Origin of the sequence: Parvularcula lutaonensis, from assembly GCF_014651915.1 — a bacterium.
In the GTDB taxonomy this organism is placed as follows: domain Bacteria; phylum Pseudomonadota; class Alphaproteobacteria; order Caulobacterales; family Parvularculaceae; genus Parvularcula; species Parvularcula lutaonensis.
This window is the reverse complement of the sequence record NZ_BMXU01000002.1, coordinates 166,401-178,857: the sequence shown is the minus strand read 5'-3', so window position 1 is coordinate 178,857 and position 12,457 is coordinate 166,401. Positions and strand designations below refer to the sequence as shown.

Here is a 12,457-nt window from a genome sequence, read left to right as displayed (position 1 = left end):
GAAATGGTGGAGCTAGGCGGAATCGAACCGCCGACCTCTTGCATGCCATGCAAGCGCTCTACCAATTGAGCTATAGCCCCGGATCCCGAAGATCGGAGCGCGCTGAATAACGCTGGCGAGAAGGGGATGCAAGGGGGTTTCGAGCGCCGTTGATAATTTTGCCGCGAGTGCCTGACCGCGCGGGAGGCCGGGCGGTCAGGCCACGTCCTCCTGCTCGTCGGCAGCGATGAAACCGCCGGACTGGCGTCGCCACAGCGCGGCGTAGAGCCCGCCCTGCTGCAGCAGTTCCTCATGGGAGCCCTGTTCGATGATCTCGCCATTGTCGAGCACGATGAGCCGGTCCATCGCGGCGATCGTCGATAGCCGGTGGGCGATGGCGATCACGGTCTTGTCGCCCATCAGTTCGTCCATCCGCCCCTGGATCGCTGCCTCCACCTCACTGTCGAGAGCCGAGGTCGCCTCGTCGAGGACGAGGATCGGTGCATCCTTCAGGATCACCCGCGCGATGGCGATCCTCTGGCGCTGGCCGCCGGAGAGTTTCACGCCGCGCTCACCGACATGGGCGTCGAGACCCTTGCGGCCCTTCTTGTCCTCGAGCTCCTGAATGAACTCCCAGGCCTCGGCCTTCTTTGCCGCCGCGATGATCGCGTCTTCGCTGGCGCCCGGTCGTCCGTAGGCGATGTTCTCGCGGATCGAGCGGTGCATCAGGGCGGTGTCCTGCGTCACGACGCCGATATGCCCGCGCAGGCTGTCCTGCGTGACGTCGGCCACGTTCTGCCCGTCGATCAGCACACGGCCACCCTCGACATCGTGGAGCCGGAGGAGGAGGTTCACGAGCGTCGACTTGCCCGCACCCGAGCGCCCGACGAGGCCCACCTTCTCGCCTGCAGCCACGTCCAGCGAAAGGCCAGAGATCACGCGCTTGCCCTCCTTGCCGTAGTGGAAATAGACATCCTCGAACACGACCCGGCCCGACGGCACCGAAAGTCTGTTGTCGGACTTGTCGGTCACGGCCAACGGTGCTGACAGCGTTTCCATCCCGTCCTGGGTCATGCCGATATTCTCGAACAGGTTCGCCACCTCCCACAGGAAGTAGTGGCTGATTGCCTGCAGGCGCAGGGCCAGCGTCGCGGCAAAGGCAACCGCGCCCACGGTCAGCGCCCCTTGCGACCACAGGAACAGCCCAAGCGTCAGGACGCCCGAGATCATGAAGCCGTTCATGACATGCAAGCTCATGGAGAGCCCGGTCGCGAGCCGCATCTGCGGATAGACCGAGCCCAGCATTTTCTGCATCCCTTCGCGGGCATACTCGTCCTCGGCCGGTCCCGTGGAGAAGAGTTTCACGGTGCCGATATTGCTGTAGGCATCGACGATCCGGCCGGTGAGCATCGACCGGTCATCGGACTGGCGCTTCGAGACCTCTGCCAGCTTGGGCAGGAAGAACAGCGCCGCTGCCAGATAGGCCACGAGCCAGGCGAGCAGGGGGATCACCAGCCGCCAGTCATTGGCAAAGAACAAGACCACGGCAGAACCGAAATAGACCACGCCCCAGACGCAGAGATTGGTGATCTTCGCCGCCGTCTCCCGTGCGCCAAGCGCCGTCTGCATCAGCTTGGTCGCAATGCGCCCGGCGAAATCGTCAGCGAAAAAGGTCGAAGACTGACGAAGAAGGTACCGATGCCCGCGCCATCGGATCGACATCGGCATGTTGCCCATGATGCCCTGCAGAAAGCCCAACTCGTCCAGCAGGCTGAGAAACGGCCAGACTAAGGCGATCATCACGACGACTGCGATCACTTCGCCGCCATGCTCGCTGAAGAATGCCTCCGGCGTGCTGCCGGCCGCAAGGTCAATCAGGTGCCCGATCCGCTCGAACGCGAAGACCTCGACGATGGCGATCAGCATCGAGGTGACGATGGTCAGCAGGAACAGCCAGCGGAACGGCTTGGCGTAGTGCCAGATGAACGGGACGAGTTTCGTCGGCGGACGCGTCGGCGCCTCGTCCTTCAGAGGATCGACAAAGTTCTCGAATGTGCGGAACAGCATAATGGCCTCGTGCTGCCGGGTCAGGTGCAGGGCAGCCGGTCCGGATACACGAATGGCGCCGCGGCGCTAGGATAAAGTTCAGTCGCCGGCCTTGGCGGCCAGGTTCATGGCCAGCGCCGCCGTGGGTTCTCGCTGCCGAGCGCCTGCGAGAACCGACCGCGGGAGTCGCCTTGCCACCAGATCGGCGTAGATACGAAGCTGCCGCGATACGGAGGCTGGCGTGATCTACATCGTTCTCAATTTCTGGCCGATTCTGGCTGCCACCGTTGCAAGTTGGCTCTTCGGCAGCGCCTATTACGGTGTGTTCGGCAAGCCCTGGATGGCTGCCGCGGGGCTCGATGAAAGCGATATCAGAGGACCCGGCGGCAAGGTTTCGCCCGTGCCTTTCATCGTCTCTTTCATCGCAGAGTTCTGGATCGCCTGCATCCTTGCCGGTGCCCTGATCCTCGCGCCTGATGAAGCGGGTGAGTGGACCATGGCGATCGGTACCGCGATCGTGATCTGGATCGGCTTCGTCATGCCCGTGATGCTGGTGAACCACCTCTACCAGCGCCGAAGCATCCGCCTGACGGCCATCGACGGAGGGCACTGGCTTGGCGTATTCATCGTCATCGTCGCCGTCCTGCAGGCGATCGGGCTGACCCCGCCGCCGTCTGCCTAGACGCTTACGGGAGCGGGGTTCGACGAACGGCGCTCGAGAGCTAGGCTCTCGACGAAGAACCCGCGTGGCTCGCCAATCCAATGGGTCCGCTGCTCGAGGTCGGCTTCGGTCGCGCCGGGTCATCTTGCACCGAAACAAAAAAGAGGGCCGCGACGCGGCCCTCCTCATTGGCGAAGAAGCTCCGGACTAGCGCGGCCCGATCATTTTCTCGGGACGGACGATGTCGTCATAGTCCTCTTCGGAGACGAAGCCGAGCCGGATGGCCTCCTCGCGAAGCGTCGTGCCGTTCTTGTGCGCGGTCTTCGCAATGATCGTGGCGTTGTCATAGCCGATGGTCGGCGCCAGCGCGGTCACGAGCATCAGCGAACGCTCCACCAGCTCCCGGATGCGTTCTTCATTCGCTTCGACGCCAACGACGCACTTGTCGGTGAAGCTGATGGCGGCATCGCTCAGCAGGCGGATGGACTGGAGGACATTGTAGACGATGACCGGCTTGAAGACGTTGAGCTCGAGATGCCCTTGGCTTCCGGAGAAGCTGACGGTCGCGTTGTTGCCCATCACCTGGGCGCAGACCATGGTCAGGGCTTCGCACTGGGTCGGGTTCACCTTGCCCGGCATGATGGACGAGCCCGGCTCGTTCTCCGGCAGGCGAAGTTCCGCGATGCCCGACCTTGGGCCCGAGCCAAGGAGCCGCAGGTCGTTCGCGATCTTGAAGAGCGATCCGGCGACGACGTTGAGCTGGCCATGGGCCTCGACCATCGCGTCATGGGCGGCAAGGGCTTCGAACTTGTTCGGTGCCGTGACGAAAGGAAGCTGCGTGAAGTTGGCGACTTCCTCGGCAAACGCCTCAGCAAAGCCCGGTTTCGTATTGATCCCCGTACCGACGGCCGTGCCGCCCTGGGCCAGGGCGTAAAGCGCGGGCAGGGCACTTTCGACCCGGCGGATACCGTAGTCGACCTGCGCGACATAGCCCGAGAACTCGTGGCCGAGGGTCAGTGGCGTTGCGTCCTGAAGGTGGGTCCGGCCGATCTTGATGATGTCCTTGAATGCCTCCGCCTTGTCGTTGAGGGCATTGCGGAGCTTCTGCAGCGCCGGGATCAGGCGGTGGTGGATCTCTTCGGCCGAGGCGATGTGCATCGCCGTCGGGAAGGTATCGTTCGAGCTCTGCGAGCGGTTGACGTGATCGTTCGGGTGCACCGGATCCTTCGATCCGATCTCGCCGCCGAGGATCTCGATCGCGCGGTTCGCGATCACCTCGTTCGCGTTCATGTTCGACTGGGTGCCCGAGCCGGTTTGCCAGACCGAGAGCGGGAAGTGGTCGTTGAGCTTGCCCTCGGCGACCTCTGTTGCGGCATTGACGATCGCTTCGCCGATCTTCGGGTCGAGGTTGTCGAGGCGCATGTTGGCGCGGGCTGCCGAACGCTTCACGATGCCGAGCGCCCGGATCATCGGCGGGGGCATGGTCTCGACGCCAATGTTGAAATTGATCAGCGAGCGCGCCGACTGCGCGCCGTAATACTTGTCCTTCGGCACCTCGAGGGGGCCGAAGCTGTCGGTTTCCGTGCGGGTCTCAGCCATCGCGTGGATCTCCTTCGTTCTTGCCTCGCGAGCTAGGCGAGCAAGCCCGTGAGGGCAACGCTTCTGAGATGGGGACTTATCCCGCTGGCTGCAGCACCCCGCGCCGCATCAGCAATTCCTGCTGCGCTGCGTCGTGGGCGGGCAGGATCAGCAGGTCAGGCTCGGCCTTGGACAGCTCGTGCAGCGCCCGGACCTGCGCCTGCACCGTCCTGCGGTCCTCGGGCGGGTCGAAGAACAGCGTCTGCATGATCCGCGGCCGTGTCGTCGCTTTCTCGATGTTCCGCATGTTCCAGGCGATATCCCCGATCATCAGGAACTCCTGTCCATCCGCAAGCTGCACATAGATCGTGAGGCTGCCCTCGGTGTGCCCCGGTGTCTCCAGCACCGCGATGCCCGGCGCGACCTTCCGCGGCTTGTCGAAGCGCTCGGCGATCAGCCGGTCCAGCGGCTCGGGCACGACCCCGTTGGGCGCGAATTGCGGCAGCGCCGCGATCTGCGGCGGTGTCAGCCTCAGGGCAGGAGCGATCACCTCGGGCCGCGGGTGGCGCGGCACGACAGAGATATGGTCGAGATGCTCATGGGTGACGAGGATCGCGTCCGCAACATCCATTGCCTGAACGAGGCGCGCATACTGCTCGGGGTAGAAGTCCCCGCCCAGCTCCTCTTCCACGACCTGCCTGTCCGCCGGCGCTTCGATCAGCACGGAAGCATCATCCGGGTACGCCACACGGAAGGCGGAGAACGTCATGTCCACCGGAGCGAAGTCGAGACCGAGGCCCACGGCAAAGCCCGGCGCGCGTCCGCGGCCCACCTCGATCACGGAGATTGCGATGGGACGGTCCCCGGCCGGTGCCTCGGCCGCCTCGCGCAACCTCTCGATCTGGAAGTCGTAAGCCGGTCCCTCAGGTACGGAGTTCTCGATCGCCCACCAGTAAAGAAAGGCCAGCACCGCCGCTGGTACGGCAAGGAAAAGGCTGCGGCGCATCGTCTGGTCTCCGAACGTGTTACCTCATCCTAGAGGGCGGGAACGTTTGCGCAATCGAAGGGAACAGGGATGGGATCAGGCTCGGGCAAGGTGCGGCTCCACACCGACGGCGAAATTGCCGTGGTCATCATTGACGCGGCCACCACAAAGACCCGGCCGCTGAAGAAATTCGTCTCCGCCTTCATCAAGCGCGAGGCCGCCCTCATCCGCCCCTGGTTCGGTCCCTTCGAGGTCAGGATCTGGACCAGCGTGATGGCCGGGAAACGCGGCGCCCACGATGTCGACAACATCGCCAAGGCCGTTCTCGACGCACTCTCAGGGGTCTTCTGGCGCGATGACAGGCAGGTGGTGCGGCTTGTCTCGGAAAGGTTCGAAGGCGACGCCAACCGCATCGCGGTCAAGATTACCCCGCTGAAAAAGCAGCTCGAATCCGTGGACCTCGATGCGAGCCTTCTGCAGCGGAACTAGAAAGGCATCGCGCCCTTTTTCTGCTTCTCGCTCTCCTCCGGGAAAAGGTCGTGCAGCTTCTTCCTCAGCGAGAAGATCCCCCGGATGGCAACGTAGAACCCGCTCCACCGGACAAGGTAGCCCGCGAAAGTGTCGTCGAAGGTCAGGAAGAGCCCGCGGATCGAGATTTCGACCGCCTTCATGCCGCCGCCGTCCCGCAGCATGGCGACATAGGGCCAGAGGAAGTCGATGAAGATGATCGCCAGCGTCACCTTCCAGGGCGGCAGGCGGTTCGAGACGATCAGCGATCCGATAACGATGAAACCAGCGGCCCGGATCGCATCCGTGCCCGAGAAACCGAGCGAGAAGAGATAGGCTATCGCTTCCATCTCTCCTGCTTGCGCGCGTTATGGTTAGCGGGCGGTAAAGCCGTCAGCTTGCCCCGTCGGCCCTGAGATCGTTGACGAAGGCCTTCACTGCCGTGTCGATCTTGCGCCATTCGGGCAGGTAGACTTCCTTGAAGATGTAGCGGACCCATACCTCTTCGGAGATGTCATAGATCCGGAAGCAGTCCGGTGGCACCAGCTCTTCGTCTTCATGGTCGTAACAGAACAGCACCGCTTCCTCGCCGTCCTCCGTGGTGCCGACATACATGACCCGGTCCTCATACCCCGCGCCCGGCGCAAGGCTCGACGCTTTGCCGAACTCGTATTTCGTCAGGCCATGCTCGAAGGGCACGCCGCCAGCCTCGGTGACGTGCTGCTTGTAGAGAATTTCGAGCCGCTGCTTCTCGTCGAACGGTGTGTTGTTCTCTTCGATCAGGACATCGATCCGGCGCGAATTGGCCCGGTTTTCGATGAAATCGGTCCTGCGCGAGGGGGTGTAGCCATCCATGCGCGGCCATGCGGCATAGAGCGCGAGGCTCTCCCGCGCCCCGGCCCTGCGGTCCCGCGGGAACACGGTGTGGTTGGCCGGCACGTCGAAGGGAATGCCGCCGACTGTGAGGATCACCGAGTCCTCGGCCACGCTCGGCCGCGGCACGTCACCGGCGATCTCTTCGGGGCTCGGTCCGAAATAGAAGAACAGGACGAAGCCCGACAGGATCAGGGTCGCCACGAAGATCAGCAGCGGATAGCGCCAGCCCGATTCCTCGCGGACCTCTTCGCCGCCGATATACTCGCTCTGCTGCGGCCGTCGTGCCATGGTCTGCCCCGTTGATCCTGTTCTGATCTCGCCCGTTCTGGCGTTTCAATCAAGCGGCCCCCGCGTGAAGCCTCGCTCAGGAGGAAATCTATCCGCCCTGCACTGCAAAACCCTGAAAGGGGGCACTCCCGACGCGCGAGGATTGAGGCTATCGAGCGGCGACAGCCTTGCGGGAAGCTCCCATGTCCGACCTCACCCTCGTCATCGGCAACAAGAACCTGTCCTCATGGTCGCTCAGACCGTGGATCCTGATGAAGCATTTCGGCATTCCGTTCGAGGAAGTCACGATCAGGCTCGACGTCCCTGGCACGCGGGCGGAGATCGCGAAGCATTCGCCGTCGGGCCTCGTTCCCTGCCTCACCGTTTCGGGGGAGGCAATCTGGGACTCCCTCGCCATCGCCGAAACGCTGGCCGAATGGTATCCCGAGAAAAATCTGTGGCCTGAAGACATGATGGCGCGGGCACGGGCGCGGTGCCTGTCGGCGGAGATGCATTCGGGCTTCTCCGAGCTGCGGGGGACCTGGCCCATGGATGTCCGCTGCGAGCACAAGGCGCTCAGCCGCCCGCCGGGCGTCGCTCGGGACCTTAAACGCATCCATGCCCTGTGGACCGGTGCGCGGCAGGACTATGGGCAGGACGGACCATTCCTGTTCGGAGAGTTCTCGATCGCCGATGCGATGTATGCACCGGTGGTGTCGCGTATCAGGACCTATGGCCCGGTGCCGATGTTCGCCGACCTGACGGATTACATGGACGCGATCTGGGAGCATCCGGCCATGCAGGAATGGCGCGCCGGGGCCAGGGAGGAAGAAGCCCAGGGCTGGTACGCCTAAGCCTTATCCCCCCAGTGTCATTCCGGCCCCACCCTCCGAGCAACAAGGAATGACAACCCATCAGGCGCTTCCCACGGCCCGGCCGTGGGGAGGATCAGAAAAGAAATCCCCGCGCTCTCCAGCCAGAGCATCCTGTCCGTCCCTGCTGCTAGTCAGGACAATCCGGGTTCGTCACGGTTTGGCAGCGGCCGGTGTTCCTCGTCGCTACGGATGACAATCGTGGCGCGGGGACGAGGGCTAAAAAGGCTCTGTGGGCCCCTCGCAGAAAAACACCGGGAGCGGACGCAAAAGGCCCGCATACAAATTAATCTAGAAGCGAGCCCTAGCGTCCGCTGTCCTCAAACAGCGAAGCGATAGGACAGACGAAAACCAAGAACCGGCTACGGGCGGACGAACCTGCTGCCTGTCATCCCGCGGCGCTCAAAGAGCGAGCCGATGACCCACATAGCGCTCCCTATGACTTCCGGGCGCGAGCCCCACCCACGCCGGAATGACAGAGCGCGAAAGCCGAACCGGCCTCCAGATTCCTGGCTGACAAGCCCTCTAACTGTCTTCTTTCCGGCCGCGGGCCACTCTCGATCCGCCGCCAACAATCAATGCCGCAAGGATCCCCAGAGCCACGTTGTCCAACACCAGCCAGACAAAGCCGAAAGCAATCACCGCTGCTGCGAGGTCGAACGCTGCGCCCGCTCCCTTTTTCTCTTCGCTGTCTTTCCGCTCGGACATCCCAGCCCCCTCGCTCCCTCTGCGTTCTCTATATCGAAACTGGGGGCCGTCATGCCCTTGCTGTCAACCGCCTCAGATCTTCTCGACCATCTTGGCGACCAGCGGGTGCCGGACGATGTCCCCGCATTTGAACCGCGTGACGCCGACCTCGTCGACCTCGTCGAGCTTGTCGACGATCTCCGCGAAGCCAGAAACACCGGGAAGGAGGTCGGTCTGCTCGGGATCGCCCGTGATGACCATCGAAGAATGCCAGCCAAGCCGCGTCAGCAGCATCTTCAGCTGGGCATAGGTGCAGTTCTGTGCTTCGTCGATGACCACGAAGGAATTGTTCAGTGTGCGCCCCCTCATGAAGGCGATGGGCGCAACTTCGATCACGCCCTCCTGCATCAGTTGGCGGACTTTCTTGGCACTCAGCCTGTCGGTCAGGCAGTCATAGAGCGGGCGGAGATAGGGCGACAGCTTCTCCTCCATGTCACCGGGCAGGAAGCCCAGGCTTTCGCCCGCTTCCACGGCGGGGCGCGACAGGACGATCCGTCCGATCTTGCCAGCCTCCAGCGCCTCGACGGCCTTGGCGACGGCAACATAGGTCTTGCCGGTACCGGCCGGGCCACAGGCGAAAACGACGTTGTGCTCGTCGATCTGCCTGAACAGCTGCGCCTGTGTTTCGTTCTGTGGCCTGATCTTCTTTTTGTAGCTCTGGTCCCGCGGTCCCTCGGGAACGTCACCCATCGGGGACCATCCGTCCTCGAACAGAAGCCTGACATTGTCCGGCATGGCTCTACGATCTTCCTGGCGCTGAGTACCCGATCTCTTGATCGATTTCTTCGCTGAACGACGAGCCATGACGCATCTCCTTTACGGTGCGGCTGCGGACAATATGGGTGGAGGGTCGAGGAGGGAGGCGCTGTGTGCGCTATGTGCCCGGAGGGCGGAGAAGCGTCGCCTGCCATTCCTCATCGACGACAATGATGACTGATTCGCGTGAAGGCGTAGTGAAATAAAATCGGTTCAATTGACGGCAATGCAGGTTTACCGAGTCTTTTCGTTGCCTCGGCCGGGTCAGGGCGCAACATGACAGTCATGACAGACCAAAGCCGCTACACCGCAGTCGCGAAATTCCTGCACTGGCTGATCGCGCTGATTATCCTGATCCAGATCCCATTCGGGTTCTACATGCACAATCTCGAGCCGTCTGAATTCAAGTTCACGCTCTATCAGCTCCACAAGAGCGCCGGCCTCATCGTCCTCGCTCTTGCCCTCTTCAGGCTCTACTGGCGCCTTACCCATCCGATCCCGCCCCTGCCTGCGGCCATGCCGAACTGGCAAAAGATCGTGGCGCGCTTCACCCATGTGGCCTTCTACGTCCTGATCATCGGTATCCCGCTCACCGGCTGGGCCATGGTTTCTGCCTCCACGCTCGGGATCGACACCAAGATCTTCTTCCTGATCCCCGTCCCGCACCTGCCGGTCCCTCAAGGGGAAGAGCAGGTCGAGTTCTGGATCGAGGTCCATGAGCTCCTGGCCAAGGCGACGATCGGGCTTCTGGTCCTTCATGTGGGCGCGGCGCTGAAGCACCATTTCCACGACCGGGACGACATCCTCATCCGCATGCTGCCCGAACGGCTCCAACCGCGCATGGCGGCCAAGCCGACCCCGCAAAAGGATCCCGCCGAATGACCCGTGCCCTCCTTGCCGCTTTTGCCCTGGCACTGCTCGCCGCCTGTGGAGGTGAGCCGGAGGTCAGTGACCTCGAAACCGAAGTCGATCTCGAGATCGCCGATCCTGTCGGGACATCCGTTTGGACCGTTGATCGCGAGGCATCGTCGATCGGGTTCCGCGCAACCCAGAACGGAAAGACTTTCGAGGGCACCTTTGGGCGCTGGAATGCGGCCATTCTCCTCGATCTCGAAGCCCCGGAAGTCGAAGGCTCGATCGAAGCGCTGATCGATCTCGCATCAGCCGATGCCGGCTCGAAAGATCGCAATGAGGCCCTGCCGGAAGAGGCATGGTTCAACACCGCCCTACACCCGGTCGCGGTGTTCCGCTCGACCGCCATCCGCTCCACCGGCCCCGGGACCTATGAGGCGGACGGCACCCTGACCATCAAGGGGATCACCCGCGAAGTGGTCATGCCCTTCAGCCTCGAGGTTGACGAGAACGGTCGCGCCATCGCTGACGGCTCGGTCATTCTCGACCGCTCCGAATTCGGGGTCGGCACGGGGGAATTCGCTGACGGCAAGTGGGTCGGGCTCGAGGTGGAGGTGCTCCTCCATATCGAAGCCGTTCCCGCAGGCTAACCGAAGGCGCCGTCGCTCTCGACGGTCTTGAAGCAATAAAGGCGGGAGTCGAGCACCGCCGCCTGCCGGTGGAAGACGATGGCCTGATAGCCTGGATCCTTGACCATCTGCAGGAAGGCATCCTTGCTGGGATACGTCGCGACAAAGCCGAGGTCCCAGACCTGGTCGCGCGGCCCGATCACCGGGAACTGCGGCACGCCGCGCCATGTGATCTCGCCGCCGACCTTCTCGAAGAACTCGGCCGAGGCGGCGCTGTACGCCTTGTAGGCTTCTGCACCCGAGGCTTCGCGGCCGTCGTCATAGGCCGCACGCTCGCGCAGCTTGATGAGGTTCAGCATCTGAACGGGCCCCTCGATCGCCTTTTCTGCGAATTGCCTGAAGGCATCACGGTCAGGATCGACGAAATGGGGCACAGGCTTCAGTCCTCGAACAAACGACCCTCAGGCGGCTCTTCCAGCCTGCGGTCCAGGTAACGCTCGGCTGTCTCCATAAGTGCTTCTTGGTGTTGGGAAAAGAAGTGATCTGCACCGGGGATGACTTCGAACTCGATCCGGCGCCCTTTCTGGGTCCGGGTCTTGGCCATCACGTCCTTGGTCAGCTGCGGCGGGCAGATCTTGTCCTGCTCGCCATGGATGACGAGCCCCGAGGACGGGCACGGGGCAAGGAAGCTGAAATCGTAGAGATTGGCGGCAGCCGATATCGAGATGAAGCCAACGATCTCAGGGCGGCGCATCAGCAGCTGCATGCCGACATAGGAGCCGAAGGAGAAGCCAGCGACCCATGCGAACGGCGCCGTCGGGTTGAGCTGCTGCAGGTAGTCGAGAGCCGTTGCGGCATCGGAAAGCTCGCCCTGGCCTTGGTCGTACTCACCCTCGGACTTGCCCACACCACGGAAATTGAACCGCATCACGGCAAATCCCCGCCGTGCGAACATGTGGTACATTTCGTAGGTGATCTTGTCGTTCATCGTGCCACCGAACTGGGGGTGGGGATGAAGGATGAGGGCTACGGGCGCGTTGTCTTCGCGCGCCTTTCTGTAGTGCCCTTCGATCCGGCCCTCGGGACCGGGAAAAATGATCTCAGCCATTGGCTCTCAAACGCTGTGCAGCGCGACAGGGAGGCGCGCCAAATAAAGTTGACTGGAGAGGTCGGAAATCCTACCTCCCGGGTCAGGAACAGGGGCGATTACCACAAACGCGCCCTCTGTCCATGCTGACGTGGTTCCATAAGGAGATAGTGCTTGAAGCTCGCGGCGAAAGCCCGAATGGCCGTGACGGGCATGGCGGATCTCGCAGCTTTCGGCGGCGAGCAGCCCGTGCCCTTGTCCGCGATCGCCGAACGCCAGCGGCTGAGCCTCGCTTTCCTCGAGCAGGTCTTCTCCAAGCTTCGTCGCGCGGGGCTTGTCGAGAGCCGGAGGGGCGCTGCGGGCGGCTATGTCCTGGCCAAGGACCCGGCAGAGATCCCCCTCGCGGCGATCGTTGCAGCCGTCGAAGAAGAAGTCCGGTCCACCGCGTGTCAGCCCGGCGCCCATCAGGGGTGCACGGGGACCAGCGCCCGCTGCCTGACCCACAAGCTCTGGGCGGACCTCGACGAGCATATCGACCACTGGCTCACCACCCGGACTCTCGCCGATGTCTCGGGTGAGGTCCCCCAAGGGTTCATGGAGGCAGCGGAGTAGGGC

General features: G+C 63.0%; 16 protein-coding genes and 1 tRNA gene. 7 read left to right on the top strand and 10 right to left on the bottom strand.

The window, feature by feature from the left end:
• Positions 1-4: 4 nt before the first annotated feature.
• Together IE053_RS09120 and IE053_RS09115 are read right to left on the bottom strand one after the other, a co-directional pair.
• Positions 5-80: transfer RNA gene (locus IE053_RS09120), tRNA-Ala, on the bottom strand.
• 115 nt (positions 81-195) lie between these two features.
• The gene (locus IE053_RS09115; RefSeq protein WP_189575173.1) at positions 196-2,046 is read right to left on the bottom strand and encodes an ABC transporter ATP-binding protein; all 1,851 of its coding nucleotides are present in this window, start codon (positions 2,044-2,046) and stop codon (positions 196-198) included.
• Positions 2,047-2,266: 220 nt separating this feature from the next.
• Here IE053_RS09115 and IE053_RS09110 point away from each other — a divergent pair, with 220 nt between their 5' ends.
• Positions 2,267-2,707 carry a DUF1761 domain-containing protein gene (locus IE053_RS09110; RefSeq protein ID WP_189575170.1) on the top strand — a complete coding sequence of 147 codons (441 nt, stop codon included), beginning with the start codon at positions 2,267-2,269 and terminating at the stop codon, positions 2,705-2,707.
• Positions 2,708-2,893: 186 nt separating this feature from the next.
• Here IE053_RS09110 and fumC read toward each other — a convergent pair whose 3' ends face one another.
• Together fumC and IE053_RS09100 are read right to left on the bottom strand one after the other, a co-directional pair.
• On the bottom strand, positions 2,894-4,285 hold the full coding sequence (fumC, locus tag IE053_RS09105; RefSeq protein WP_189575169.1) for a class II fumarate hydratase: 1,392 nt from the start codon (positions 4,283-4,285) through the stop codon (positions 2,894-2,896).
• Between the two features lie 76 nt (positions 4,286-4,361).
• Complete coding sequence (locus IE053_RS09100; RefSeq protein WP_189575167.1) at positions 4,362-5,270, bottom strand: MBL fold metallo-hydrolase; 909 nt, start codon at positions 5,268-5,270, stop codon at positions 4,362-4,364.
• Between the two features lie 69 nt (positions 5,271-5,339).
• On the opposite strand from IE053_RS09100, the gene IE053_RS09095 reads away from it, so the two are divergent.
• Positions 5,340-5,738, top strand: coding sequence for a RusA family crossover junction endodeoxyribonuclease (locus tag IE053_RS09095; protein WP_189575165.1), 399 nt, complete (start codon positions 5,340-5,342; stop codon positions 5,736-5,738).
• Here the strand turns inward: IE053_RS09095 and IE053_RS09090 are convergent.
• Complete coding sequence (locus IE053_RS09090; protein ID WP_189575163.1) at positions 5,735-6,106, bottom strand: hypothetical protein; 372 nt, start codon at positions 6,104-6,106, stop codon at positions 5,735-5,737. The genes IE053_RS09095 and IE053_RS09090 overlap by 4 nt on opposite strands.
• Positions 6,107-6,149: 43 nt before the next feature.
• A complete protein-coding gene (locus tag IE053_RS09085; RefSeq protein ID WP_189575161.1) occupies positions 6,150-6,920 on the bottom strand; it encodes a hypothetical protein in 771 nt (256 codons plus the stop codon).
• A 182-nt stretch (positions 6,921-7,102) separates the two neighbouring features.
• Here IE053_RS09085 and IE053_RS09080 point away from each other — a divergent pair, with 182 nt between their 5' ends.
• On the top strand, positions 7,103-7,753 hold the full coding sequence (locus tag IE053_RS09080) for a glutathione S-transferase family protein (RefSeq protein WP_189575159.1): 651 nt from the start codon (positions 7,103-7,105) through the stop codon (positions 7,751-7,753).
• Between the two features lie 543 nt (positions 7,754-8,296).
• Here the strand turns inward: IE053_RS09080 and IE053_RS09075 are convergent.
• Both IE053_RS09075 and IE053_RS09070 read right to left on the bottom strand, forming a co-directional pair.
• Positions 8,297-8,479: a hypothetical protein gene (locus tag IE053_RS09075; protein ID WP_189575157.1), complete on the bottom strand. Its 183-nt coding sequence runs from the start codon at positions 8,477-8,479 to the stop codon at positions 8,297-8,299.
• Between the two features lie 72 nt (positions 8,480-8,551).
• The gene (locus IE053_RS09070) at positions 8,552-9,322 is read right to left on the bottom strand and encodes a PhoH family protein (RefSeq protein ID WP_189575155.1); all 771 of its coding nucleotides are present in this window, start codon (positions 9,320-9,322) and stop codon (positions 8,552-8,554) included.
• Between IE053_RS09070 and IE053_RS14575 the strand changes: the two genes are divergently transcribed.
• From IE053_RS14575 to IE053_RS09060, 3 genes are all read left to right on the top strand, one after another.
• Positions 9,321-9,455: a hypothetical protein gene (locus tag IE053_RS14575; protein ID WP_268249058.1), complete on the top strand. Its 135-nt coding sequence runs from the start codon at positions 9,321-9,323 to the stop codon at positions 9,453-9,455. The two genes, IE053_RS09070 and IE053_RS14575, sit on opposite strands and share 2 nt — an antisense overlap.
• A gap of 104 nt (positions 9,456-9,559) precedes the next feature.
• Entirely contained in the window at positions 9,560-10,156 is a 597-nt protein-coding gene (locus IE053_RS09065; RefSeq protein ID WP_229786158.1) for a cytochrome b, read from the top strand.
• Complete coding sequence (locus IE053_RS09060) at positions 10,153-10,776, top strand: YceI family protein (RefSeq protein WP_189575152.1); 624 nt, start codon at positions 10,153-10,155, stop codon at positions 10,774-10,776. The genes IE053_RS09065 and IE053_RS09060 overlap by 4 nt, the downstream gene beginning before the upstream one ends.
• Here the strand turns inward: IE053_RS09060 and IE053_RS09055 are convergent.
• Together IE053_RS09055 and IE053_RS09050 are read right to left on the bottom strand one after the other, a co-directional pair.
• Entirely contained in the window at positions 10,773-11,189 is a 417-nt protein-coding gene (locus tag IE053_RS09055) for a DUF1330 domain-containing protein (protein WP_189575150.1), read from the bottom strand. The two genes, IE053_RS09060 and IE053_RS09055, sit on opposite strands and share 4 nt — an antisense overlap.
• A 5-nt stretch (positions 11,190-11,194) precedes the next feature.
• Positions 11,195-11,863, bottom strand: coding sequence for an alpha/beta hydrolase (locus IE053_RS09050; RefSeq protein WP_189575148.1), 669 nt, complete (start codon positions 11,861-11,863; stop codon positions 11,195-11,197).
• A 153-nt stretch (positions 11,864-12,016) separates the two neighbouring features.
• Between IE053_RS09050 and IE053_RS09045 the strand changes: the two genes are divergently transcribed.
• Positions 12,017-12,454, top strand: a complete 438-nt coding sequence (locus tag IE053_RS09045; protein ID WP_229786157.1) for an Rrf2 family transcriptional regulator — start codon at positions 12,017-12,019, stop codon at positions 12,452-12,454.
• Positions 12,455-12,457 lie beyond the last annotated feature (3 nt).